This window comes from Kribbella sp. NPDC051936, assembly GCF_040680955.1.
In the GTDB taxonomy this organism is placed as follows: Bacteria; Actinomycetota; Actinomycetes; order Propionibacteriales; family Kribbellaceae; genus Kribbella.
In genome coordinates, this window is record NZ_JBFAXS010000007.1 from 1 (window position 1) to 25,724 (window position 25,724).

Genomic DNA, 25,724 nt, shown 5'->3' on the forward strand with positions numbered 1-25,724 from the left:
TTCTGGGGCATCACGATCAGCTGGAACCTGCTGATCCCGGCCCTGATCGTCCCGCCGGCGTTCGTCACCCTGGTCGCGCTGTATCCGTTCATCGAAGGCTGGATCACCGGTGACAAGCGCGAGCACCACCTGCTCGACCGCCCGCGGGACGTCCCGACCCGGACCGGTATCGGCGTCGCGTTCATCACCTTCTACGCACTGCTGTGGATCGGTGGCGGTAACGACCTGATCGCGACCCACTTCGGCATCTCGCTGAACAACGTGACGTGGTTCCTGCGGTTCGCGGTGATCCTCGGCCCGATCCTGGGCTTCTGGATCGCCCGTCGCTGGGCGATCTCGCTGCAGCGGGCCGACCAGGAGCGGCTGCTGCACGGTCTGGAGACCGGCGTGATCATGCGCGACGCGGACGGCAAGTACACCGAGAAGCACCAGCCGATCTCGACGTACGAGGCGTACTCGCTGACCGCGCGGGACCGGGTCGTGCCGCACGAGCTCGGTCCGGAGACGGACGAGAACGGCGTCCGCGCCCCGCGCCGGGCGCTGCACAAGGCCCGTGCCGCGCTGTCCCGCTTCTACTACGCCGACGCCGTCCAGAAGCCGACGACCGCGGAACTCGAAGAGGCGCACGAGCACGCTCACGACGCCGACGAGATCCACGAGCTGACGGAGGACACGGAGACCTACCGCGAGGTCACCAGCGACCGCTCCTGACGTCGTACGCAGTGCGAAGGGCCCCGGCATCTGCCGGGGCCCTTTCGTTTACCCCAGTGCGTCCGAGACCGCGCTCAGGTACTCCCTGACCACGGTCTGCCCGTCGGAGCCGAGGCCCTGGGTGGTGACGATCAGCCGGTCCAGAAGCGGGCCGAAGAACTGCCAGCCGAGGGCCACCGCGCTGTCCGAGACCTGGAGACGGGCGCTGCGGCCGTCTGTGCGGCTTCTGAGGCGTTCGACATGGCCAGCGGCCTCCAGGCGGTGGATGACCGCCGTCGTCGCCTGAGAGGTCATTCCAAGCTGTTGAGCGAGCCAGCCTGGTGTGGCCTCGACTCCGGCGCGTTCGGCGTCCAGGAGGCGTACCAGCGCCCGGACGTCGGTGCCGTGCAGGCCGGTCGTCCGCGCGAACTCCCCCATCGCCAGCTCGAGCCGTAGGGCGACCTCGCGCAGCAGGTGCACCACGTCCAGCGCGGCGGCCCGATCCGGGTCGGACGGTGTCACTCCTTCTCGCATACTCGCCAATTTACCTCACTGAGTGAGCTATTCTCGGCAGTATGAGCTTTCAGGACACGTACGACGGTCTGCTCGCGCGCTGGGGCGTGCCGGTCGAGCAGCTCGAGCTGACCGACGAGTTCGGTACGACGCACGTGAACGCGTGCGGTCCCGCCGACGGGCCGCCCGTCGTACTGCTTCCGGGGCACGGCGCCACCTCGCCGGTGTGGTTCGCGGTCGCCCCGCGGCTCGCGGAGCAGTACCGGGTGTACGCGTTCGACCTGATCGTCGACGCGGGCCGCAGTACCAACACCGGCCGGACCCCTAAGACACCGGACGACCTGCACAGCTGGCTTTCCAACACGTTCGACGGCCTCGGCATCGAGCGGGCCGCGCTGTGCGGTCACTCGTACGGCGCCTGGATCGCGCTCACGTACGCGATCGCTCACCCGGAGCGGGTCGAACGCCTGGCTCTCCTCGACCCGACGGACTGCTGGACCGGTCTGCGCATCCCATACATCCTCAGAGCGCTGCCGAGCCTGCTGCGCCCCTCCCGCGAGCGGACCGCCTCGTTCCTACGCTGGGAGACCCAGGGCCTGCCCCTCGACCCCCAAGTCCTGGAGCTGGCCGGTCTGGCCGCTGAGCAGCCGTCTACACCGTTCGTCCGCACCAAACGCCCCAGCGACGACCAGCTACGCGACATCACTCCCCTGGTCTTCGTTGCCGGCCGCAGCAACAGCCAGCACGCCGCCCACCTCACCCGCCGAGTCACAACCCTCTCCCCCGGCGCAACTGTCGTACAACTCGACACTGCGACCCACCATTCGCTCCCGTCGCTGCATGCCGATGAGGTCGCTCCGCCGCTGCTGGCGCATCTGGTCAGGAATCGATAAGCAGGCAGCTGACGGCGCGTCTAGCGTTGGGGCATGACTGAGGTATTGGCAGAGCTGCAGGATCGGACCTTTGAGCGTGCCACGGCAGCTACGGCGAGCACCTATCCGCCGGAGCGCCGGCTCACGGCCGAGCAGCTGACGAGCTATCTGGGGCGCCGTGAGTACGCGGTGGTCGGTACTAGCCGGCCGGACGGGCGGCCGCACGCGTCGATGTCGATGTACGTCCGCAGCGGCGGCGCTTTCTGGCTGCCCGCTGTGGCCGGCTCGATTCGCGCTCGCAACCTGCGGACCAACCCCTGGCTGACGCTGGTGGTCGCCGAGAACGACGACGAGAGCCACATCGCGGTCATCGCCGAGGGTCCGGCCGAGCTGGTCGGGCTCGACGACCTCCCCGACGACCTGCGCACAGCTGTCGATCGAAGCTGGCCCAATGTCTGGAAGTGGGTCGACGTCTGGATCGTGCTGAACACCGAGCGCGTTCTGTCGTACGGCGCCGAGGAAGCCCAGCCCTAGTCCGCGGCTGTGTGGGCTGTGTGGGCCCACGAATTGCCCACAAAACAAGGGGATTCTGGTTCGTTGATCGTCGGAGCCGGCGTCTAGTGTCGACGGCATGGAACTCCTGGGCGAGCGGCCGGCGTGGTCGATGGGCGGCGGCGAACTGCTGTCCACCCTCGACGCGCTGGAGACCGAGCTCGCCCGCCTGGAAGCCTACCGGTTGACCGTGGTCGCGGCTGTGGAGAACACCGGGTACGCCGCTGAGCTCGGGGCGCGCGACACCGCGGAGCTGCTGCGTTTCCGGTACCGACTGGACGCCCCGGTCGCCCGCCGTACGCTCCGGCTCGCCCAGGCGCTGGAGCACTACCCAGCCGTCTCTGCCGCCCTCGCCGAGACCGCCTCCTGCGGAGCCTCTGACATCCCCGAAGACAGCATGGCCGACGCCGAAGACAGCACGGCCGACGCCGGCGCTGACTGTGGCTGGCTGTTGCGTCCGGCGCAGGCGGCCGCGATCGTGTCCCCGCTGGAGCGGGTTCGGTCGCGGGTGCCGGTGGAGCACCTGGACGCGGCCGCGGAGCAGCTGGTCGGGCTGGCCGGCCACCTGTCGCCCGGCGAGCTGCGTACCGCGGCCAAGGAGATCGCCGACCTGCTGGACTCCGACGGCCCCGAGCCCGAGGAGCTGAAGGCGTATGAACGGGAGTCCCTGACGCTGTCGGCCGCGGACAACGGGGTGAAGTTCACGGGCTTCCTAGCCAACGAGAACGCCGAACTGCTGCGCGCCGTCGTGCACGCCGGCGCCCGCCCGCACAAGACCGTCGACGGCGAACACGACCCGCGCCCCCGCGACAAGCGCCAGGCCGACGCGCTGTCGGATGCCTTGAGCACCGCCGCCGCGTGGGACACCACCAGCCCCACACCCGGCCCCACAGCCGGCCCCGCCAGCGGCACGGAGGGCGCCGCGAGCACCGCGGGTACAGGGGACATGGCAGGCACCGCGGGTACAGGGGACATGGCAGGCACCGCGGGCACGGGTGGTCGGGTGGCCAGGTACGGCGCGAAGGCGACCATCACGGTGACGATCGACCTGGACGACCTCAGGTCGGCGACCGCGGACGCGATCGGGCGCACCGTCTACAGCGGCGGGCTGTCCGCGGCCACGATCCGGCGGCTAGCCTGCGACGCGAACATCATCCCGCTGGTGCTCGGCTCGAACTCCGAACCCCTCGACGTCGGGCGCCGCGTGCGGCTGGTCACCAAGGCGATGCGCCGCGCCCTGGACGCCCGCGACCGCGGCTGCGTGGTCTGCGGAGCCCCGCCGGTCATGTGCGACGCCCATCACCTGATCTCCTGGATCGACGGCGGCGACACCAAAGTCTCGAACCTCGCCCTGCTGTGCCGCCGCCACCACACCGACCTGCACAGGGGCCACTGGCACATCACCATCCTCGACGGCGTCGTCCACGTCACCCGCCCCAGCTGGGCCGAACCCGCACGCCCCCACGGCTTCCGCCGCCGGGCCGCCGCCCCTAGACCGAACCATCCACCCACCGCACCGTTCGGTGGTGGTGAGGTGGTGGCCGTTGGGGTGCGTTCGCAGTGGCAGGCAGACGGCGCAGTCCTCCAGGAGGCTGCTGACTTCGCCCTGACCGGACCACCGACCGGCACAGCGCTCATCTGACCCGCTTCACACCGAGGATCGCGGCGGCTCCCAGCGTGGCGGACAATCCCGCGGCTGTGTAGAGGACGGCGTAGCTGCCGTTGCCCAGGGCCAGGATTCCCGGCGCGAGGGCGGGTGCGACGAAGAACGGGAGGGCGCTGGCGATGTTGAAGACTCCCAGATCCTTTGCGGCGGTGGCTCGGTCGGGGAGTACGTCGGCGACGAGAGCGAGATCGACTGCGACGTACAGGCCGAAGCCGAGGCCGCTGATCGCCATGCCGGTGAGGTAGCCGGTGAACGTGTCGGAGACGGCGATGACGAACATCGCGACGCCGTACAGGATCGACGCGGTGACGACGAGGATCTTTCGCCGGCCGGTCCGGTCCGAGAGGTAGCCACCGACGAGGGATGCGGCGATCAGGACGACGGACTGGGCGAGGGTGCCCAGGAAGATCTGATGCGGTACGTCGGCCTCCCGGCTGCCGATCTGGTCCAGGAGGTAGTAGGCCTGGTAGGTGGCGAGGAAGGCGTAGGCCAGCACCAGCAGGAACCGGCTGCTGAACGCCCAGGCGAAGTCGGGGCTCGTGCGTGGGTTGAAGTAGAAGGTGCTGAGCAGTTCCCGGACCGACCAGGGCGGCTTGTCCGCCGGGTCGAGCCGGCGATCCGTCAGGGCGACCGCGAAGAGCAGGACGAAGAACCCACCGATCGCGCACGGAGCCAGGAACATCAGGAGCCGGTTCCCGGTGAACAGCTGGACCAGATAGGTCGCGGTCACCGACGCGACGGGCAGACCGATGCCGAGGAATCCCGCGACCGAGCCGCGTTGAGTGACCGGGACCTGGTCCGGCAGGACGGCGATCAGAGCGGCGAGCAGAGCGTTCAGGGCGAGTTGCGCGAGGCACCATCCGACCAGGACGACGGCGACAGTGGGTGCCAGCGCGACGATCAGGATGCCGACGCACCCGCCGCCCAGGCCGGCGACCATCCACGGCCGGCGCATGCCCAGTCGTGAGGACGTGCGATCACTGAGCTTGCCGAAGAACGGGTTCGCGATCATCGACACGACGGATCCGGTCCCGGCGACGAGTGCCAGGCTGTTCGGAGCCTGCTCGATCCCGACGAGCGAGTTGACCTTCAGCGCCAGGGTGACCAGCAAGGGAGCGAGGAACACCAGCGACGTACCCATCGATGCCAGGGCATAGCGCGAGATGAAGCCCCACCCGACCCGGTCCGGTTCCCTCACAGCAGCGATCATCCAGGCGAATGCGGCCCACCGCCATCGGCGGTGGACCGCACCGGGCACGTCAGTCGACCTTGGTGAGACCGGCGGTGACCGGCGCCGGCTTGAAGCCCTTGAAGGCCATCCAGCTGCCGACCGAGAGCTCCCAGCAGGCGATCGGGACGGTGGCGAGCATCGTGATGGCCGAGGTCTGCTCGTTGTGGCCGAACACGGTCGCGACGTTGGCGGTGAACAGCAGCGGCGCTCCGATGAGTCCCAGGGTGGGGATGATCCGCGGGACCAGCCGCGACTGGTACATCAGGGTGCCGAGCAGTACGGCGTTGATGGAGGCCATGAACCCCGGACCGAACAGGAACGTCCAGTCGCGGACGGCCACGAACGCCTGGCTGGTTCCCGTCGTACCGGTGCCGTTCTGGTTCAGGGTGACGACCGCGAGCAGGCTGACGACGCCGGTCATGATGATGGCGGCCTCGAGCAGCCGTGACGTGACGAAGCCGAGGGCGAGGGCCTGGTTCTGACGCTTCACGACCGGGAACAGGGCTACGGCGCTACCGATACAGGCGAGGGCGTTGACGAAGTCCAGGAAGCCGGCCGACAGGAGCTCGGTGTCGTGCCCGGCGGCGACGGTGAGGTCCGGGTTGACCGCCGAGCCGATGACGGCGAAGGCGGGCAGGGACGCCGCGAACGTGAGCAGGTAGAAGATGCCGGCTGCGCGGGCGTGATTGCGGGTCGGGTCACTGGTCGCTGTGGTGGGTCGTGCGGTGGTGGTCATGGCTGTCTCCGGTCTTCGGGTCGTGCGGATCTTCGCGGTTGGCGTGCGGATCGGGCTCCACCTGGGCGACCGAGAGGAGGGGGAGGCCGAGGTCGCGGAGTCGTTGCAGCAGCCCGTGCAGGGCGGCCTGGTCCACGACGGGGCCCCTGATGGTGGTGGTGCCGTCAGCGGTGGCAGTGAGGGCGAGCCCGTCGAACCAGGCCGACCACCGCGGATCGAGGCGCCCCCGGAGGCGAATCTCGTACCACTGCGGCGTGCTGTTCACGGGACGCTCCTCTTGTTCGATACCCGCAAACTAGGAGCCGATGTGGTGAGAGGTCCTCACATCATCTGGTGAACTCGGTGATGATCTTCAGGGGCGCTGGGACAGCAGGTTGAGCTGGTGCGCCCGGCGGACCGCGGCACGGCGGTTGTTGACGCCGAGCTTGGCGTAGATGTTCTTGGTGTGGGTCCGCACCGTGTTGAGCGACACGACGAGCCGGCGGGCGATCGACGGCCCGTCGAGTTCGCCGGCGAGCAACCGCAGGACATCCAGCTCACGCTCGGTCAGCGGCTCGATCAACCCGTCGCGAGGAGCGGGTACGGCCGCCGCGCCCGGGAAGGCGGCCAGAAGGCGCCGTACGTACGACGGGCCAGGGGCCGAGGCAGTGAGTAACTCGGCCATCGGCTGCCCTTGGCTGGAGAAGACCCGCACATAGCCTTCGGGCTCTGCCAGAGCCAGCGCGCGTTCCAGTACGGCCCGCGCCTCCCTGTCGTCCCCGGTCGCATGCCGGGCGAGCGCCATGAGCGTCAGGACTTCGATGAGCGTGCCCTGCCTACCGCCGTCCTCGGCCGCGGCGATGAGTCGCTCGAGCAGCCCGATGGCGTCCTGCAGCCGCGATCCCTCTGCGAGCAGGACCCGGACGAGAGTCACGTGCTCGTACTCGCTCAGGTACGACGCCTCGTCGTGCACGGATACGCCGTACTCGCGTGCCCACTCCAGGGCGGCGGCCACGTCCCCGTGCGCAGCCAGCATTCGTGCGCGCAGCGCTGGGATCGGTCGCACATTCGGCGCGAAGTCGCCGACGTACACCCGTTCGGCGTCGGCGAGCAGCCCGAGCGCCGCGTCGAGATCACCCTCGGCCTCGCGGACCTGTGCCAGCGCCACCCGCCACCGGTACGGGTTCTGCGGCAGGCCGAACTGCTCCCCGAACTGATCGCCGCGTCTCAGGTGCTCGGTGGCACTGGTCAGATCGCCGCGCTCCATGGCCACCTGACTGAGACCGACGTACATGTCCCGGATGCCGCGCAGATCGGGGTCGTGGCCGGCCGCGAGCTCGATGGCGCGCTCATAGGTCCGCTGCGCCTGGCGCAGCCTGCCCTGCGTGATCTCGAGGTCGGCGAGCGTGATGGAGCATCCGAGGACGTCGGCGACGTACCCGACCCGGTGTAGCCCGTCGGCAGCAGCGGTGTAGCTGCGGTGTGCGGCCTCGAGGTCGCCCGCCGTCCACGAGGAGATTCCGGCCAGCGCCTCGGCCGAAGCCCTGGTGAGGTGGTCATGCTCGGGCGCACGGTCGACCGCCGAGCGGGCGTGCGCCAAGGTGCCGCTGAGGTCACCTCCGATCAGTGCCAGCGCGGCCCGGTACAGCTCGATGCCGCCAGGCAGCCTGGCGAGTTCGAGCTCGTCGACGACCACGATCTCCTCCGGCCCGCTCAACAACTGCTCGATGTGGCGCAACCTGCGCTCGACGTCGCCGAACTCGTTGCCGGCCATCAGCGCGCCGACGAACCCCATCGCGAGCACAGGCCGGCGCTCGACCACGTCATCGGGAAGCTCGTCGATCCACCGGAGCAAGGTGTGCTCCTGGCGGTTCTTGCGCAGTTCCGGTACGGCGCGCTCGACCATGTCTGCCGCCCGCCTAACGTCACCGGCCGCGAGCGCGTGCCGGACCGCCGGCTCCGGCCGGCCGGCACCGCCGTACCAGTCGGCAGCGCGTCGATGCAGCGCTGCGACGTCGATGTCCTCGTCGATCAGATGGGCGTGGAGGACGTCGCGGAAGAGGTGGTGATACCGATACCAGCGGCGCTGGTCGTCGAGCGGGACCAGGAAGAGATTCGCGCGGTCGAGCCGTTCCAGCATCGCCTTGCCGTCGTGTTCGCCGGTCACTGCATCGCAGAGCGGTCCGGTGAGACGGTCGAGAATGCAGGTCGCCAACAGAAACCGCCGTACCGCGTCGGGCTGGCGATCCAGAACCTCTTCCACGAGGTAGTCGACGACGAAGCGATCGTCTCCGGCGAAGCCGGCAATGAAGTCGGCGGCGTCACCGCGACTGCGAAGCGACAGCACCACGAGTTGCAGGGCCGCGACCCACCCCTCGGTGCGCTCCTCGAGTGACGCGATGTCCTCGGCGGCCAGACGCAGGTCGTTCACGTCGTTGAGGTAACTGACCGCCTCGGCGAGGGTGAAGCGAAGGTCGGCGGCGCGGATCTCCAGGAGCTCGCCGCGTGCGCGCAGGCGTGCCAGCGGCAGGCCGGGGTCTGCTCGGGTGCTGATGATGAGCCGTAGTTGCGGAGGCAGATGATCGAGGAGGAAGGTCATCGCCGGCCGGAGGCCGGGGCTGTCGACGAGGTGGTAGTCGTCCAGGATCAGGATGACCTCGTCCGGTCGAACGCTCAGCTCGTTCAGAACCACAGTCAGCACTGCCTCGATCGGCGTCTGCCCAGCCTGAAGCAGCGGGAGGGCGCTGGCCGCGACGCCTGGAACGGCACGGCCCAAGGCGGTGACGACGTACGTCCAGAACGACGAGGCCTCGCGGTCGCCCTCGTCGAGGGCGACCCACGCGACTGTCGCTCCCGCCGAGGCGACGTGGTTGTCGATCCACCGTCCCAGCAGGGTGGTCTTGCCGAATCCTGCCGGCGCCGAAACCAGAACCAGGCGACCGCCCCGAGTCAGGCCCTCGTCCAGCCGTGCCCGCGCGACGACGCCGGCCCGTGGCGCGGGCGGGAAGAACTTGGTCTCGACGAGCGCGTCGGTCATCGCAACCCCGGGGGTGTTGACGCTATGTCCACGAGAGTAGGACACGCGCGTTCAGGGCTGGTGAAAACACAACAGCCTCCCGGCCGCGGGCATGCGGGTGGGGAGGCTGTTGGCTCAGAGGGTCAGGAGAGGGCGGAGCCTGCCTTGTACGCCGCCCAGGTGGTGTTCCAGTCGGTCCAGCCGTTGCCGGGCTCCATGTGGCGGGTCGTGCCGGTGACGATGACCGGGTCGCCGCGAAGGGTCTGGTTGAAGAACCACTGGGCGTCCTTCAGGCTCATGCCGACGCAGCCGTGGCTGACGTTGGCGCTGCCCTGGCTGCCGGACGACCACGGTGCGCCGTGGATGAACTCGCCGGAGCTGGTGACGCGCTGGGCCCACTTCACGTCGGGGATGTTGTAGTACTCGGGGTCGCCGGGCTTGAGGCCGACGGTGGCGGCGTCCATACGCTTCACCGTGAACTTCTCCATGATCACCTTCACGCCGCTGCGGGTGGTGAAGCCGTCCTTGCCGGCGGTGATCGGGATGGTCCGGGCGAGCTTGCCGTTGATCCTCACCGTCATCGTGTGGGTCTTGACGTTGACGTTGCTGACCACCGACTTGCCGATGCTGAACGCGATCGTCCGGCCGGAGGTGCCCCAGGTGTTGTTGCCGGCATTGACGCCCTGGGTGTCGATGTTCACGGTCACCTTGGTGCCGGCCGGCCAGTAGTTCTTCGGGCGGTAGTTGACCTGCTTGCTGTTCACCCAGTGCCAGCTGCCGTCGACCGGGACCGACGTCTTGACCGAGAGCCGCTTCTCGACCGCGGCGCGGTCCTTGACCGGGTTGTTCCAGAAGATCTGGATCGGCAGCGCGACGCCGACGGTCTCACCGTTCAGCGGGACGACCGAGGCCTTCAGGCTCTTCGACGCCTTCAGCGTCTTGAAGGTCGAGCTGATCGGCACGGTGGCGCCGTCGGTGCCCTCGGCCGAGCCGCTCACCGTGTACGACGCGCCGGGCTTGAGCTGCGGCTGCGACGTCCACTGGGTCTTGTCGGTGTTGAAGCTGCCCGTGACCTTGTCGCCGTCGTCGTCCTTCAGCGTGATCGCGGTCAGCTTGCCGGCCGTGGTGGTCACCGTCACCGGCTTGTCGGGCTGCACCGACGTCGCGCCCTTGGCAGGCACCACGGCGATGTTGGCCGCCGCGGCGGACTCCGATGGGGTGCCCGAGGCATCCGGGGTGCTCGAGGCGCCTGGCGTGTTGCTCTGCGACGTCGACGCGCCGGGCGTCGACTGCCCACCGCCGCCGTTGGCCTTGGTGTCGCTACAGGCCGTCCCGGCCAGCAGCAGGACGCAGATACCCGCCACGGCAAGGCCGTGCTTCCTCACCGAACCGCTTACCATTCCCCAGCTCTCCCCTGTTTAGTCAAACCGCGGTAAGGGTAACCTGCCGCGGCGACATTTCCCTGCATCCGCAAGCCGCCTCACTGGTACGGACCACAACTCTCTGTACCCGGCGGCACTACTCAAGACGCACGAAAACGCCGTCCGGTTCGTTCCCGGACGGCGTTTTTCGTACGACTCTCAACTAGTGAGCGTGGTCACCACGGTAGTACTCGAAGATGAACCCGCTCAGCGTCACGATGCCGATGCCGCAGCCGGCGATGAACAGCCACCAGCCGAAGACGATGCCGAGGACGACCACCGACAGCGTCAGCGCGCACCACAGCGGCCACCAGGAGTGCGGCGGGAAGAAGCCGAGCTCGCCGGCCCCTTCGACGATCTCCGCTTCCTTGCGGTCCTCCGGCCGGGCGTCCATCCGGCGCGCGGTGACGCTCAGGTAGAACGCCACCAGCAGCGACAGGAAGAACGTCATCACCAGCGCGGTGGTGCCGGTCGGGTCCTCCGACATCAGCCAGTAGATCGGCGTGACGACGAGCACGAACACACTCAGGATCCCGAAGACCCAGGCTTCGACCTTCACGCCTTGTCCTTCCCCTCGGTCCCGCCGGTCCCGTCGGTCTGCTCGATCAGGTGCTCGACGCGGCCCTGGTCCTCACCGGCGTCCAGCAGGTTGTCCGTGCCGGCCCGGTTGTCCGGGTACTCCGCCAGCGCCACGTCGGCGTGGTGAAGATCGAACGCCGGGGACTCCGAGCGGATCCGGGGCAGCTTGACGAAGTTGTGCCGCGGCGGCGGTGAGCTGGTCGCCCACTCCAGCGAACGGCCCCAGCCCCACGGGTCGTCGACGCCGACCGGCGGCGTCTTGCGGGACTTGTAGATGTTGTAGAAGAACGGCAGCATCGACGCGCCCAGGATGAAGGCGCCGACGCTGGACACCTCGTTCAGCGTGGTGAAGCCCTCGTTGGCGCCGTACGACGCGTAGCGCCGCGGCATCCCCTCGACGCCCAGCCAGTGCTGCACCAGGAACGTGGTGTGGAAGCCGACGAACAGCAGCCAGAAGTGCAGCTTGCCCAGCCGCTCGTCCAGCATCCGCCCGGTGAACTTCGGCCACCAGAAGTAGAAACCGGCGAACATCGCGAACACCACCGTGCCGAACACGACGTAGTGGAAGTGCGCGACCACGAAGTACGAGTCGGACAGCTGGTAGTCCAGCGCCGGCGAAGCCAGGATGACGCCGGTCAGACCGCCGAACAGGAAGGTCGTCAGGAAGCCGATCGACCACAGCATCGGCGTGTCGAACGACACCGATCCGCCCCAGATCGTGCCGATCCAGTTGAAGAACTTCACCCCGGTCGGCACCGCGATCAAGAACGTCATGAACGAGAAGAACGGCAGGTTCACCGCGCCGGTGACGAACATGTGGTGCGCCCACACCGCCACCGAGAGCACCGCGATACCGAGGGTCGCGCTGACCAGACCGATGTAGCCGAAGACCGGCTTGCGGCTGAAGACCGGCAGGATCTCGGTGACGATGCCGAAGAACGGCAGCGCGATGATGTACACCTCGGGATGCCCGAAGAACCAGAACAGGTGCTGCCAGAGTATTGGCCCACCATTGGCCGCGTCGAAGACGTGTGCCCCGAGTGTTCGGTCCGCCTCCAGCACCAGCAGCGCCGCCGCCAGGATCGGGAACGCGATCAGCACCAGGATCGAGGTGACCAGGATGTTCCAGGTGAAGATCGGCATCCGGAACATCGTCATACCGGGTGCGCGCATGGTGATGATCGTGGTGATGAAGTTGACCGCACCCAGGATCGTGCCGAGGCCGGCCATCCACAGACCCATGATCCACAGGTCACCGCCGATGCCCGGCGAACGGACCGCGTTCGACAGCGGGGCGTAGGCGAACCAGCCGAAGTCGGCCGCGCCGCCCGGGGTGAAGAAGCCGCTGATCGTGATCAGGCCGCCGAACAGGAACAGCCAGTAGCTGAACATGTTCAGCCGCGGGAACGCCACATCCGGGGCGCCGATCTGGATCGGCATGATCTCGTTCGCGAAGCCGACGAACAGCGGGGTCGCGAACAGCAGCAGCATGATCGTGCCGTGCATCGTGAAGAGCTGGTTGTAGACCTCTTCGTTCACGATCTGCAGACCCGGCTTGGCCAGCTCCGCGCGGATCAGCAGCGCCATCACGCCGCCGATCAGGAAGAACGCGAACGACGTGACCAGGTACATGTGCCCGATCAGCTTGTGGTCGGTGGTGGTCAGGTACTTGACCAGCAGCTCGCCCTTGGTGCGCCGCCGGGGCAGCGTGGTGGTGCTGCCGATGGCGCCGGTGCGCTCGGCGAAGTCCGTCACTTCTCGCCCCCTGTGCCGGGAATGGTGGTGGCGTCGCCGCCACCGGTTGCGGCGCCGGTCTGGCCCTTGGCGGCCAGCTCGCGCAGGTGTGCGTCGTATTCGTCGCGGTTGACCACCTTGACGCTGAAGACCATCCGGCTGTGGTAGAGGCCGCAGAGCTCAGCGCACTTGCCGGCGAAGGTGCCGGTCTTGGTCGGGGTCAGCTCGAACTTGTTCGTCTTGCCCGGGATGACGTCGAGCTTGAAGTAGAACGACGGGACCCAGAAGGAGTGGATGACGTCCGGCGAGGTCAGGTCGAAGTGCACCGACTCGTTCACCGGGAGCCACAGCGTCGCGGGCTTGTCCAGCGTGCCGGTCTCCCAGACGCCCTGCTGCCCGTCGACGGTGTCCTTGTAGTTGAAGGTCCACTGCCACTGCTGGCCCACCACGTTCACGGTGTGCTGCGCGTTGGCGCTCATCTTCGTGACCTGGTTGCCGTGCTCGACGGTGTAGAAGAAGAGCACGCCGATGATCGCGAACGGCGCCAGGGTGTAGAGCACCTCGAGCGGCAGGTTGTAGCGCACCTGCCGGGGTGCGTCGTCGTTGCGCTTGCGGTACCGCACGACGACCCACAGGATCAGGCCCCAGACCATCACGCCCACGATCAGGGCGGCGATCCAGGCCCCGATCCAGAGGCTGCGGATGGCCTCGGTCCGGTCCGATGCGCCCTCGGGCAGACCGAGTCGTTTCCACTGCTCAGTGGTCGCCGTCGAGCAACCGGTCAGCAGCAGGGTGCCCAGCACCACTGCACTGCCGACCAGCAGGCGACGCTTCGCCGGCCGTGTGGCGCCGGCAGAACCTGCCGGTCGCTCCTCCACTCCGGGCGTGCCGTTCGAACCCACGGGGCGCCTTTCCCTTCCCAAGTGAGACTGACGACCAAACACTACTGGACACCTTTCGCCGTCCTGCGCATAGGTAGGGCTTAGCGTTTCCCGTGTGAGCGAGCGTACGTATCTGGACGCCGCATCGGCCGAGCCGATGCACCCCGCCGCACGGGAGATGTTGCTCTCGGCAGTGGATTCCGGATGGGCCGATCCGGTGCGTCTGCACCACGAGGGCCGGACCGCGAGATTGCTGCTGGACAACGCCCGGGCGGTGCTCGCCGAGGCGGTCGGCGTACGGCCGGACGAGCTGTACCTGACCACCTCGGGGACGGCGGCGATCCAGGCCGGTCTGACCGCTCTCCAGGCCGCCCGCCGCCGCGTCGGGACCACGGTTGTCCACACGGCCGTCGAACATTCCGCGGTCCTGCACAGTGCGGGCGCTGACGGCGTCGAGGTCGGGGTGGACGTTCGGGGCCGGGTGGATCAGGAGGCGTTCAAGGACGCGGTACGGCGGCCCGGCGTGGCGGTGGCCGCGGTTCAGTCCGCCAACCACGAGGTCGGTACGAGGCAGCCGATCGCGGCGATCGCGCAGGACTGTGGCAGCGTGCCGCTGTTCGTGGACGCCTCGGCGTCGGTGGGGCACGACGCGCTGCCGGAGGAGTGGTCGGCGCTGGCCGCCAGTGCGCACAAGTGGGGCGGACCGGCCGGTGTGGGGTTGCTCGCTGTGAAGAAGGGCACGCGGATCGCACCGGCGTGGCCGCTGGACGAGCGGGAGGACGGCCTCTCCCCCGGGTTCCCGAACGTACCCAACGCGCTGGCCGCCGCCGCTGCGCTCCAGGCCCGGCTGGCCGAGGCCGAAGAGCTCGACAAGCAGCACAGGGCCTGGATCGACGAGGTACGGCGTCGTGTGGCGGCCGACATCCCCGACGTGGAGGTCGTGGGTGACCCGGCGGACCGCCTGCCGCACATCCTCACCTTCTCCTGTCTCTACGTGGACGGCGAGGCCCTGGTGACCGCGCTGGATGCCGCGGGGTTCGCCGTCTCCAGCGGTTCAGCTTGTACGTCGAGCACGCTCCGGCCCTCTCACGTACTCGCGGCGATGGGTGTCCTCACCCACGGCAACGTCCGGGTCTCTCTCGGGCGCGACACCAGCTACGACGACGTCCAACGGTTCTGTGCGGTCCTGCCGGGGCTCGTGCGGCGGATCCGGGCGGAGGTGGGGATGTGAACGTGGACCTGGACTGCACCGGCCTGCTCTGCCCACTCCCGGTGATCAAACTGGCCAAGACGCTACCGACCGTTGCCGTCGGCGACACGGTCACCGTGCTGGCCGACGACCCGGCCGCCGCGACCGACATCCCCGCCTGGTGCCGGATGCGGTCCCAGGAGCTGGTGTCGGCCGGGGAAAACCAGTACGTCGTCCGGCGGGTCAGCTGACACACTGCGCCGCGTGACCGACTTCGCGCACAAGCCGACGCTGACCGGGGACCTGGTCGTTCTGCGACCTGTGGACGAGGGTGACTACGAAGCACTCGCCATCGCGATGGCAGACCCGGACGTCGTTCGACTGACCGGCAGCCACGGCGAGATCGGCGAGGAGAAGGCCCGCGAGTGGTACCGCACCCGCCCGGACCAAACCGATCGGCTGGACCTCGCAATCGTCGACAAGGCCGCAGGGGTCGTCGTGGGCGAGGCCGTGCTCAACGAGTGGGACCCCGACAACCAGAGCTGCAACTTCCGGATCCTGATCGGGCCGTCCGGCCAGGGCCGCGGCCTCGGGACCGAGGCGACCCGGCTGATCGTCGGCTACGGCATCGAGCAGTTGAGGCTGCACCGGATCAGTCTCGGCGTCTACGCGTTCAACCCGCGCGCCCAGCGCGCCTACGAGAAGGCCGGCTTCACCACTGAGGGCGTACTCCGGGACGCTCTGCTCTGGGACGGCGACTGGGTGGACGAGGTCGTGATGTCCGTCCTGGCCCAGGACTGGGTACCGTCGGAGGGTGATCCGAGCTGACCGCATCGCTGTGCTGACCGGGGCCGGGATCTCGACGTCGTCGGGGATCCCGGACTTTCGGGGACCGCAGGGCGTCTGGACGAAGGACCCGGCGGCAGAGGCGATGTTCGACATCGACGAGTACGTCGCCAGTCGCGAGGTCCGCGTGGCGACCTGGAAACACCGGCTCTCGGTGCCGGCCTGGACCGTGCAGCCGAACCCGGGCCACCTCGCTCTGGTAGAGCTGGAGCGGCAGGGCCGCCTGACCGGCCTGATCACGCAGAACGTCGACGGGCTGCACCAGAAGGCCGGCTCTTCGCCGGAGCTGGTCCACGAGCTGCACGGCACGGTCTGGTACGTCGACTGTCTCCAGTGCGACCGGCGGATCCCGATGGCGGACGTACTCCCCCGGCTCGAGTCAGGCGACGAGGATCCGGCGTGTGAGGTCTGTGGCGGCATCTTGAAGTCCGCGACAGTCTCGTTCGGCCAGTCACTCGACAGGGTCGTCCTGGACCGAGCCGTCGCGGCCGCCGAGGCAGCAGACCTGTTCCTGGCCATCGGCACGTCGCTGCAGGTCTACCCGGCCGCCGGCCTGTGTGACCTCGCACTGAACGCCGGGAAGCCGCTGGTGATCCTGAACGCCCAGCCGACGCCGTACGACGAGCACGCTACGACAGTGCTGCGCACACCGATCGAGACCACGCTGCCGGACCTCGTGACCTTACCGTGATCTTCGAGCCCTCCTCACGGTAAAGACCGGCGGCTAGCGTCCCCGGCAGATCAGTTGGCGGGGAGGGGACCGTGATGCGCGGGTTCAGGCGTTGGACGGCAGGTTTCACGGCGGCCGCGGTCGTCGTACTCGGACTGGGTACGGCTGCGCCGGCTCCGGCACAAGTGGCCGCGGACCGGGTGATCACCGTGGCGGGCTCGCTGCAGAGTGAGCTCGGGTGCGCGGCCGACTGGGATCCGGGCTGTGACGCGACCAGTCTGGGCGCGAGTGCGCCATACACGAAGGTGTTCGACGTACCGGCGGGGTCGTACGAGTTCAAGGTCACCGTCAACAAGAGCTGGGACGAGAACTACGGCGCCGGCGGTGTCCTCAACGGCCAGAACATTCCGCTGCGGATCGAGGGTCCGGCCAAGCTGGAGTTCAGCTACGACGACACGAGCCACATCGTCACGGTGAAGCCGGTGAATCTCGCCGGACCGGCCGTGACAGCCGCGGACCGGGCACTCGCGACGCCGAGCCTGCGGCCGGACCTCACCAAGGAGCGGTTCTACTTCCTGATGGCGGACCGGTTCGCCAACGGCGACAAGTCCAACGACAACGGCGGGCTCACCGGCGACCGGCTGACGACCGGCCTGGACCCGACGGACAAGGGCTTCTACCACGGCGGCGACCTGACCGGTGTGATCCAGAAGCTCGACTACATCAAGTCCCTGGGGACGACGTCGATCTGGCTGACCCCGTCGTTCAAGAACCGCCCGGTGCAGGGCTCCGGCGCCGACGTCAGCGCCGGGTACCACGGCTACTGGATCACCGACTTCACCCAGATCGACCCGCACCTGGGCACGAACGCGGACATGAAGCGGCTGATCGACCTGGCGCACCGCAAGGGCATGAAGGTCTTCTTCGACATCATCACCAACCACACCGCGGACGTGATCGCGTACCAGTCCGGCCAGTACGGCTACATCCCGAAGTCCACCTCGCCGTACAAGGATGCCGCCGGCAACGTCTTCGACGACAAGCAGTACGCCGGGGGCGACACGTTCCCGCCGCTCGACGCGGCCGTGAGCTTCCCGAACGTCCCGGTCTTCAGGACGCCGGCCGACGCGTCCGTGAAGGTGCCGGCCTGGCTGAACGACCCGACCCTGTACCACAACCGCGGCGACTCGACGTTCGCCGGCGAGAGCGCGGAGTACGGCGACTTCGTCGGGCTGGACGACCTGTTCACCGAGCAGCCGCGGGTCCGCGACGGGATGATCGACGTCTACAAGACGTGGGCCGAGTTCGGCATCGACGGATTCCGGATCGACACCGTCAAGCACGTGAACATCGAGTTCTGGCAGAAGTTCTCGCCGCAGATCCTGGCCGCCGCACAGTCGGCCGGGTCGAAGGACTTCTTCATGTTCGGCGAGGTCTTCGACGCCAACCCGCAGTTCATGTCGACGTACACGACCAAGGGCGCGCTGCAGGCCACGCTGGACTTCGGGTTCCAGCAGAACGCGGTCGCGTACGCGAAGGGCGACCCGAGCACCAAGCTGCAGGACTTCTACGCCGACGACGACTACTACACCGACACGGACTCCAACGCGTACGAGCTGCCGACGTTCCTCGGCAACCACGACATGGGCCGCGTGGGCACGTTCTTGAAGCAGGGCGGCGCGTCCGGCGCCGAGTTGCTGGCACGGGACGAGCTGGCGCACTCGCTGATGTACCTGACGCGCGGCCAGCCGGTCGTGTACTACGGGGACGAGCAGGGCTTCACAGGCCCCGGCGGTGACAAGGACGCGCGGCAGGACATGTTCGCGACCCGGACCGCCGACTACGCGGACGACGAGGTCGTCGACGGCAGCGGTACGACGACGATCGGCAGCAAGGACCGGTACGACGTCAACGCGCCGATGTACAAGCACATCGCCGGGCTGGCGAAGCTGCGGGCCACGTACCCGGCGCTGTCCGACGGGCGGCAGGTGCATCGGTACTCGTCCAAGTTCAACGGGCTGTACGCGTTCAGCCGGCTCGGCAGCGACAACGTCGAGTACCTGGTGGTCGCGAACAACTCCACGACGGCCGCCTCGGCGACGGTGCCGACGTACGGCTCGAACACCTGGCTGAAGCCCGTCTACGGCGGCTCCAAGTCGCTGAAGACAGACCGTGAGGGCAGGGTGGTCGTCAGCCAGGCCCCGCTGTCTGTGACGGTGTACCAGGCCCAGAACAAGGTCCCGGCGCGTACCAAGGCTCCCAGCGTCTACATGAGCTCGCCGGAGCTCGGTGCGACGGTCGGTGGGCGCGCTGAGATTTCTGCGGCGATTCCCGCGAACACCCCGGCGACTGTGACGTTCGGCTACCGGCCCGTGGGTACGACGGCGTGGAAGCGGCTCGGCGCGGACGACAACGCGCCGTACCGCGTCTTCCAGGACGTGTCCGGGCTGCCGAAGGGGACGCTGCTCGAATACCGCGCTGTACTGCGGGACGTCTCGGGCAATTACTCCGTCTCCGGCTCGTACGGCGTGGTGGGTGACGCGGCCGCACCCGGTGGCGGCGGTGGCGGCACTGGTCCCGTCGTCCAGCCGGCGAACGTGTCTGTGCCAGGTGACCACAACAGTGAGATGGGCTGTCCCGCGGACTGGTCGCCGGACTGCGACCAGGCCCAGCTGACACTGGACCCGAAGGACAAGGTCTGGAAGGGCACCTACACGCTCCCGGCCGGCGAGCACGCGTACAAGGCGGCCATCAACAAGACCTGGGACGAGAACTACGGCGCCGGTGGCGTCAAGAACGGTGCCAACATCTCGTACACCGCACCGAACGGGCCCGTCAGCTTCTACTACGAGCACGGCCGCCACTTCGTCACGTCCACTGCACAGGGCCCGATCATCACGGCACCCGGGTCGTTCCAGACCGAGCTGGGCTGCCCGACCGACTGGGACCCGTCCTGCATGCGACCCTGGTTGACCGACGAGGACGGCGACGGGACCTACACCTGGTCCACCAGCGAGCTGAAGGCGGGCACCTATGAGGCGAAGGTCGCGCACAACCTGTCCTGGGACGAGAGCTACCCGGCGAACAACGTGCCGGTCTCGGTGCCGAGTGACGGTCTGGTCGTCACGTTCTCGTACGTGCTCGCGACCCACCAGTTCACGGTGACGACGGCCAAGCCCGGCGCACAGCCGGACCTCAGCCAAGCGAAGGCGTACTGGCTCGACCGCAACACCCTCGCCGTACCCGCGGTCGCGCACCCGGAGCGGTACCGGTGGCGGCTGCACTGGTCGGACACCGGCTCGCTGAAGATCGACGCGAACGACATCGGCGGCTCGTCGGCCGCCCTGCGCTACGACACCGCCGAGGTGAAGCCCGGCTACACGACGCTGCGCCTCGACGACGCCGACGTCCAGAAGATCCTCACCGGCCAGCTGGGCCTCGCGCAGTACGACGACACCGGCCGCCTCCTCGACGCGACCGGCGTCCAGATCCCCGGCGTCCTCGACGACGTCTACGGCGGAGCGACCGGCCGCTCGTACGGCGTCACGTGGCAAGGCGCCGCACCGGCCTTCACGCTGTGGGCGCCCACGGCTCAGGACGTGAAGCTGCTGATCGGGTCTTCGGCGATCCGCATGCGGCGCAGCGACGACGGCGCCTGGTCCGTCGTCGGGCGGCCGTCGTGGAAGAACGCGCCGTACCGCTATCAGGTGACGGTGTACGCACCCAGCACCGGCAAGGTGGAGACGAACGTCGTCACGGACCCGTACTCCGCCGCGTTGACCACCGACTCGACGTACTCCGTCGCAGTGGACCTCAACGACCCGGCAGGCAAGCCGGCACTCTGGAGGTCCACCCCGTCGCCGAAGCTCGCCCGCGGTGTCGACTCGACCATCTACGAGCTGCACGTCCGCGACTTCTCCATCAACGACAGCACGGTGCCGGCAGCGCACAGAGGCACCTATCTGGCCTTCGCCGACGAGGGCGACGGCACCAAGCACCTGCGCACCCTCAAGGCAGCAGGGCTCAACACCGTGCACCTCCTGCCGACCTTCGACATCGCCTCGATCCCCGAGACCGGCCAGCAGACACCCGCGTGTGATCTGAAAGCACTACCGCCCGACTCCGACCAGCAGCAGGCCTGCGTGACGGCAGTGGCTGCCAAGGACGGCTTCAACTGGGGCTACGACCCGTTCCACTGGCTGGCGCCGGAAGGCTCGTACGCCACCCAGAAGGACGGCCTGGCCCGGGTCTCCGAGTTCCGCACGATGGTCGGCGGGCTGCACAAGTCCGGCCTGCGCGTCGTACTCGACCAGGTCTTCAACCACACCCCGGCCGCCGGCCAGGCCCCGACGTCGGTGCTGGACCGCATCGTGCCCGGCTACTACCAGCGGCTGAACGCGACCGGGAAGGTGGAGACCTCGACCTGCTGCAGCAACATCGCGACCGAGCACGCGATGGCCGAGAAGATCATGGTCGACGGCACGGTGAGCTGGGCGCGCAACTACCACGTGGACGGCTTCCGGTACGACCTGATGGGTCACCACTCCAAGGCGAACATGCTGAAGGTCCGGGCCGCCCTGGACAAGCTGACGCTCGCCAAGGACGGCGTGGACGGCAAGTCGATCTACCTGTACGGCGAGGGCTGGAACTTCGGCGAGGTCGCGGACGACGCGCTGTTCGTCCAGGCCCGGCAGGGCAACCTCGGCGGCACCGGGATCGGCACCTTCTCCGACCGGCTGCGCGACGCGGTCCGCGGCGGCGGCCCCTTCGACGACAACCCGCGGATCCAGGGCTTCGGCTCCGGCGAGGCGAGCGATCCCAACGGCGACCCGGTGAACGGTACGCCGGCCGAGCGCGCCAAGCGGCTCGCTCACGACACCGACCTGGTCCAGCTCGGGCTGGCCGCCAACCTCCGGTCGTTCAGCTTCACATCGGCGGAGTCCGGACAGGCCGTCCGCGGTGACCAGGTCGACTACAACGGCCAGCCGGCCGGGTACGCCGACCAGCCGGACGAGGTGATCACGTACGTCGACGCGCACGACAACGAGACGCTCTGGGACACGCTGACGTACAAGCTGCCGACCGACCTGCCGATGCCGGACCGGATCCGGATGAACACGTTGTCGCTGGCCACGACCGCACTGGCGCAGACGCCGTCGTTCTGGCACGCCGGCGCGGACATGCTGCGCAGCAAGTCGCTGGACCGCAACTCGTACGACTCCGGCGACTGGTTCAACACGCTCGACTGGACCGGCGCCGACAACGGCTTCGGCCACGGGCTGCCGCCGAAGCCCGACAACGAGGCCAAGTGGCCGTACATGAAGCCGCTACTGGCCAACCCGGCGCTGAAGCCGTCAGCGACCGACGTGGCCACGGCCTCGGCCGCGGCAGCCGACCTGCTGAAGCTCCGGTTCTCGACGCCGCTGTTCCGCCTCGGTTCGGCCGCGCTGATCAACCAGAAGCTGAGCTTCCCGCTGAGCGGTACGACGCCCGGTGTCATCACCATGCGCATCGACGACACGGTGGGTGCTGACGTCGACCCGTCACTGAAGGGCGTCGTGGTCGTCTTCAACTCCACCAACGCCGCGGTCACCCAGCAGGTCCCGGGCCTGACCGGCGCCAACCTGTCCCTGTCCCCCGTCCAAGCAGCCGGCTCCGACCCGGTCGTCAAACAAACCACGTGGTCGTCCGCGACGGGCACAGTGACCGTCCCGGCCCGGACGGTCGCCGTACTGGTGCAGCGTTAGGGCACGCGGACGACGAGGGCCGCCGGGTCGACCTCAGCGGTCAACGACGTGCCCTCGTCGATCGCGTCGCCGTCGAGCTGGCGGCGTACCACCCGGTCGGCGCGCAGCTGGATGCGCCGGCCGGTGAAGCGCTCGACGTGACGCTCGCGCCAGGACTTCACGACCAGGCCGAGCGCGAGCCGCGGCCAGTGCGTGATCCGGCGCGGCGCGAGGACGACCACGTCGATCGTGCCGTCGTCGGGTACGGCGTCCGGCAGCAGCGGGATGTTCGCCTGGAGCGTGCCGACGTTGCCGATCACCACGGTGCGCGCCCGCCGGCGGACCGGCGGCTGGTCGTCGACGGTGATCGTGACCCGGACCGACGGATGGTTCAGGTTCTTCAGCGTCGACACGACGTACGCCGCCCAGCCCACCCGTTTCTTCAGGTCGTCGGGCGCGTCCTCGATGATCGCGGCGTCCAGTCCGAGCCCGGCCATCACCACGAACCGGTCGGTGGTCAACTGGTCCCCTTCGACCAGCACGCTGTCGATCCGCCGCTCGGAGCCGTCCAGGAGCTCGGTCAGCGCGACGTCCAGGTCGAGCGAGATGCCGAGGTTGCGGGCGAGCAGGTTCCCGGTGCCGCCGGGCAGGACGGCGACCGGGATCGCGGTACGGGCCAGCTCGGCGCACACCACCCGGACGGTGCCGTCGCCGCCGGCGACCAGCACCAGGTCGACCTGCTCGTCGATCGCGCGCCGGGCCATGGTGACGCCGGCGTCGTCCTCGGTCGTCTCCAGCCACAACGGCTCGTCGAGGCCGCGTTCGGACAGGGCCGTCTCGACGATCCGGCGGAACTTGTCGCCGTCGACCTTCACCGGGTTCACGATCACGGCTGCCCGCTTGGCAGAACTCACCTGATATTTGTCCGTTTCTGGAGATAGCGTCTTGGGTGTGAGCAGACTTCCACGGAGTACCCCAGAAGCCCAGGGCTTGATCACCGCAGCACTCGACAGCTTCGTCGCGGCGCTGGACGCGGGCGAGCCGGAGATCCAGACTGTCATGCTGCTGCGGCACGGCCAGGTCGTGCTGGAGGAGGCCTGGGCGCCGTACCGGCTGGACGACCGGCACCTGCTGTTCTCGGTGTCGAAGAGTTTCACGTCGACGGGCATCGGGCTGGCGATCGACGCAGGGCTGCTCTCGCTCGACGACCAGGTCATCTCGTTCTTCGACGCGGACGAACTGCCGGAGACGGTCAGCGACAACCTGGCCGCAATGAAGGTCCGGCACCTGCTGACGATGACGACCGGGCACTCGAAGGACACCGTCGACGCGCTCAGCCGGGACCGCCGGATGGTCAAGATCTTCCTCGGCCTCGAGGTGGAGCACGAGCCCGGCACGGTGTTCGCCTACAACAGCGGCGCGACCTACATGCTGTCGGCGATCCTGCAGCGGCTCACCGGCGAGCGCCTGCTCGACTACCTCCGGCCGCGGCTGTTCGAGCCGCTCGGTGCGACCGAGGCGACCTGGCAGGTGTCAAGGGAGGGCATCACGGTCGGCGGCTGGGGCCTGAGCATCAACACGGAGTCGCTGGCCGCCTTCGGGCAGTTGCTGCTGCAGCACGGTGAGTGGCAGGGCAAGCAGCTGGTCCCGGCCGAGTGGTTCGAGTCGGCAACGTCGAAGCAGGTCCCGAACGACACCGAGGAGAACCCGGACTGGAAGCAGGGCTACGGTTTCCAGTTCTGGCGCGGCCGCCACAACACGTATCGCGGTGACGGCGCGTTCGGGCAGTTCTGCCTGGTGTTCCCGGACTACGACGCGGCGCTGATCATCACGAGTTCGACGACCGACATGCAGGCGGTCCTGAACACGGTGTGGGAGCACCTCCTGCCCGCGCTCGAGGGCAAGGAGGTGCCGGTCGTCCCCCGGCCCGAGCGGCTGCGGCTGGTGCCACCGGCGGGTGCCGCACCGACCGCCGGGGACGGCCGGACGTACCGTTTCGCGGCGGCCAACCCGGCCGGTCTCACCTCGGTCCGGCTCGACGCGGACGGGTCAGGCACGTTCACGTTCAGCGACCTGGGCGACGGCAGAACTCACGAGATCCGGTGCGCGGCCGGTGACTGGCAGGAGCAGGCTGCGCCGGGCACGGTCGACGACGCCGCTCCGGAAGCCGGTGAGCGCGTCCTGACCAGCGCGTACGGCGACGGCGACGCGTTCGTGGCGACCTTGCGCTGGGTGGAGACCCCGTTCGTCGCCACCCTCACGTGCCGCGTGGACGGCGGCACGATGACGGTCGACGGCAAGCTCAACGTCTCCTTCGGCCCGACCGAATTCCAGCTTTCTTCGGAGCCGATGTCACAGGACTGACGCGGCGCGTGTCCTCCGGGTCGTAATCACGGACGACGGAGGATGACATGAAGGTTTTGGTGGCAGGAGCGACCGGAGGACTGGGCCGGTCACTGGTGCCGCAGCTGCTCGCGGCCGGGCACGAGGTGACCGGGATGACCCGGTCCGAGTCCGGCGCGGCCGGTGTGCGGTCGTTCGGCGCGGACGCCGTGCTCGCGGACGGCCTGGACGCCGCCGCGGTGCGCGCGGCCGTGGAGTCGGTCCGGCCCGAGGTCGTCGTACACCAGATGACCGCACTCAAGGGCGGGATCGACTTCAAGCACTTCGACGACAGCTTCGCGACGACGAACCAGCTGCGAACGGTCGGCACGGACAACCTCCTGGCCGCCGCCAAGGCTGCCGGCGTACGACGGTTCGTCGTCCAGTCGTACGCCGGCTGGAACATGCAGCACGGCGGATCCGCGGCGAAGACCGAGGCGGACCCGCTCGACCCGGACCCGGTGCCCGCCCAGCGGCAGACGATGGCGGCGATCAAGTACGTCGAGTCGGCGGCGGTGAACACCGAAGGGATCGAGGGCGTCGCGCTGCGGTACGCGAACTTCTACGGCCCGACCGCCGACCTCGGCAAGGGCGGCTCGATGGTGGAGCTGATCCAGAAGCGCCGGCTGCCGATCATCGGCGACGGCACCGGCGTCTGGTCGTTCATCCACTACGACGACGCCGCCGCGGCAACGGTGAAGGCGGTCGAGAGCGACGTGACCGGGGTGTTCCAGATCGCGGACGACGACCCCGCACAGGCGGCGGTCTGGCTGCCCGAGCTCGCCAAGATCCTCGGTGCGAAGGCCCCGCGGCGCATCCCGGCGTGGCTCGGACGGCTCGCGGTCGGCGATGTCGGCGTGGCGGCGTTCACCGAGATCCGCGGCGTCGACAACTCCCTCGCCAAGCGGACCTTCGAGTGGCAGCCCGGGTACGCGTCCTGGCGCGACGGGTTCCGCCAGGGGCTGTGATCTCCGCTCGCTCACAGCCGCGCGAGCCGGTGAGAGGATTCCTTTACTTCTGCGTTACACGCGATGACGACCG

The 25,724-nt window shown here is 68.6% G+C and carries 20 protein-coding genes and 1 pseudogene; 11 read left to right on the forward strand and 10 right to left on the reverse strand.

What is annotated here, in order from left to right; translation table 11 throughout:
• Positions 1-711 (forward strand): annotated as a pseudogene (locus AB0L64_RS24505) (ubiquinol-cytochrome c reductase cytochrome b subunit); the annotation flags it as partial.
• A 48-nt stretch (positions 712-759) separates the two neighbouring features.
• Here the strand turns inward: AB0L64_RS24505 and AB0L64_RS24510 are convergent.
• The gene (locus AB0L64_RS24510) at positions 760-1,224 is read right to left on the reverse strand and encodes a MarR family transcriptional regulator (protein WP_363713525.1); all 465 of its coding nucleotides are present in this window, start codon (positions 1,222-1,224) and stop codon (positions 760-762) included.
• A 41-nt stretch (positions 1,225-1,265) separates the two neighbouring features.
• Here AB0L64_RS24510 and AB0L64_RS24515 point away from each other — a divergent pair, with 41 nt between their 5' ends.
• From AB0L64_RS24515 to AB0L64_RS24525, 3 genes are all read left to right on the forward strand, one after another.
• A complete protein-coding gene (locus tag AB0L64_RS24515; RefSeq protein WP_363713527.1) occupies positions 1,266-2,096 on the forward strand; it encodes an alpha/beta fold hydrolase in 831 nt (276 codons plus the stop codon).
• A 33-nt stretch (positions 2,097-2,129) separates the two neighbouring features.
• Positions 2,130-2,609 (forward strand): pyridoxamine 5'-phosphate oxidase family protein, encoded by a 480-nt coding sequence (locus AB0L64_RS24520; protein ID WP_363713529.1) that lies wholly within the window; start codon positions 2,130-2,132, stop codon positions 2,607-2,609.
• A 97-nt stretch (positions 2,610-2,706) separates the two neighbouring features.
• The gene (locus tag AB0L64_RS24525) at positions 2,707-4,269 is read left to right on the forward strand and encodes a DUF222 domain-containing protein (RefSeq protein WP_363713531.1); all 1,563 of its coding nucleotides are present in this window, start codon (positions 2,707-2,709) and stop codon (positions 4,267-4,269) included.
• Here AB0L64_RS24525 and AB0L64_RS24530 read toward each other — a convergent pair.
• From AB0L64_RS24530 to coxB, 8 genes are all read right to left on the reverse strand, one after another.
• On the reverse strand, positions 4,262-5,491 hold the full coding sequence (locus AB0L64_RS24530) for an MFS transporter (RefSeq protein WP_363713533.1): 1,230 nt from the start codon (positions 5,489-5,491) through the stop codon (positions 4,262-4,264). The genes AB0L64_RS24525 and AB0L64_RS24530 overlap by 8 nt on opposite strands.
• Positions 5,492-5,552: 61 nt before the next feature.
• The gene (locus AB0L64_RS24535) at positions 5,553-6,260 is read right to left on the reverse strand and encodes a DUF4386 domain-containing protein (RefSeq protein ID WP_363713535.1); all 708 of its coding nucleotides are present in this window, start codon (positions 6,258-6,260) and stop codon (positions 5,553-5,555) included.
• The gene (locus AB0L64_RS24540; protein ID WP_359933222.1) at positions 6,223-6,525 is read right to left on the reverse strand and encodes a hypothetical protein; all 303 of its coding nucleotides are present in this window, start codon (positions 6,523-6,525) and stop codon (positions 6,223-6,225) included. The genes AB0L64_RS24535 and AB0L64_RS24540 overlap by 38 nt, the downstream gene beginning before the upstream one ends.
• A gap of 87 nt (positions 6,526-6,612) precedes the next feature.
• The gene (locus tag AB0L64_RS24545; RefSeq protein WP_363713537.1) at positions 6,613-9,276 is read right to left on the reverse strand and encodes a LuxR C-terminal-related transcriptional regulator; all 2,664 of its coding nucleotides are present in this window, start codon (positions 9,274-9,276) and stop codon (positions 6,613-6,615) included.
• 122 nt (positions 9,277-9,398) lie between these two features.
• A complete protein-coding gene (locus AB0L64_RS24550; RefSeq protein ID WP_363713539.1) occupies positions 9,399-10,640 on the reverse strand; it encodes an Ig-like domain-containing protein in 1,242 nt (413 codons plus the stop codon).
• A gap of 199 nt (positions 10,641-10,839) precedes the next feature.
• Positions 10,840-11,235 carry a cytochrome c oxidase subunit 4 gene (locus tag AB0L64_RS24555; protein WP_363713541.1) on the reverse strand — a complete coding sequence of 132 codons (396 nt, stop codon included), beginning with the start codon at positions 11,233-11,235 and terminating at the stop codon, positions 10,840-10,842.
• A complete protein-coding gene (ctaD, locus tag AB0L64_RS24560) occupies positions 11,232-13,010 on the reverse strand; it encodes a cytochrome c oxidase subunit I (protein ID WP_363713543.1) in 1,779 nt (592 codons plus the stop codon). Before ctaD ends, AB0L64_RS24555 begins: the two co-directional genes overlap by 4 nt.
• Positions 13,007-13,792 carry a cytochrome c oxidase subunit II gene (gene coxB, locus AB0L64_RS24565; RefSeq protein WP_363713545.1) on the reverse strand — a complete coding sequence of 262 codons (786 nt, stop codon included), beginning with the start codon at positions 13,790-13,792 and terminating at the stop codon, positions 13,007-13,009. Before coxB ends, ctaD begins: the two co-directional genes overlap by 4 nt.
• A 193-nt stretch (positions 13,793-13,985) precedes the next feature.
• Between coxB and AB0L64_RS24570 the strand changes: the two genes are divergently transcribed.
• The 5 genes from AB0L64_RS24570 (at position 13,986) to pulA (ending at position 22,322) form a co-directional block, all read left to right on the forward strand.
• The gene (locus AB0L64_RS24570; RefSeq protein ID WP_363713547.1) at positions 13,986-15,101 is read left to right on the forward strand and encodes an aminotransferase class V-fold PLP-dependent enzyme; all 1,116 of its coding nucleotides are present in this window, start codon (positions 13,986-13,988) and stop codon (positions 15,099-15,101) included.
• Positions 15,098-15,310, forward strand: a complete 213-nt coding sequence (locus AB0L64_RS24575) for a sulfurtransferase TusA family protein (protein ID WP_355480309.1) — start codon at positions 15,098-15,100, stop codon at positions 15,308-15,310. The genes AB0L64_RS24570 and AB0L64_RS24575 overlap by 4 nt, the downstream gene beginning before the upstream one ends.
• 13 nt (positions 15,311-15,323) lie before the next feature.
• On the forward strand, positions 15,324-15,887 hold the full coding sequence (locus tag AB0L64_RS24580) for a GNAT family protein (RefSeq protein WP_363713549.1): 564 nt from the start codon (positions 15,324-15,326) through the stop codon (positions 15,885-15,887).
• Positions 15,874-16,596: a Sir2 family NAD-dependent protein deacetylase gene (locus tag AB0L64_RS24585; protein ID WP_363713551.1), complete on the forward strand. Its 723-nt coding sequence runs from the start codon at positions 15,874-15,876 to the stop codon at positions 16,594-16,596. The genes AB0L64_RS24580 and AB0L64_RS24585 overlap by 14 nt, the downstream gene beginning before the upstream one ends.
• A gap of 74 nt (positions 16,597-16,670) precedes the next feature.
• The gene (gene pulA, locus AB0L64_RS24590; RefSeq protein WP_363713553.1) at positions 16,671-22,322 is read left to right on the forward strand and encodes a pullulanase-type alpha-1,6-glucosidase; all 5,652 of its coding nucleotides are present in this window, start codon (positions 16,671-16,673) and stop codon (positions 22,320-22,322) included.
• Here pulA and AB0L64_RS24595 read toward each other — a convergent pair.
• Positions 22,319-23,215, reverse strand: coding sequence for a diacylglycerol kinase family protein (locus tag AB0L64_RS24595; protein ID WP_363713555.1), 897 nt, complete (start codon positions 23,213-23,215; stop codon positions 22,319-22,321). The two genes, pulA and AB0L64_RS24595, sit on opposite strands and share 4 nt — an antisense overlap.
• Positions 23,216-23,252: 37 nt before the next feature.
• Between AB0L64_RS24595 and AB0L64_RS24600 the strand changes: the two genes are divergently transcribed.
• Positions 23,253-24,665 (forward strand): serine hydrolase, encoded by a 1,413-nt coding sequence (locus tag AB0L64_RS24600; protein WP_363713557.1) that lies wholly within the window; start codon positions 23,253-23,255, stop codon positions 24,663-24,665.
• A gap of 47 nt (positions 24,666-24,712) precedes the next feature.
• Positions 24,713-25,651 carry an NAD(P)-dependent oxidoreductase gene (locus AB0L64_RS24605; RefSeq protein ID WP_363713559.1) on the forward strand — a complete coding sequence of 313 codons (939 nt, stop codon included), beginning with the start codon at positions 24,713-24,715 and terminating at the stop codon, positions 25,649-25,651.
• Positions 25,652-25,724 lie beyond the last annotated feature (73 nt).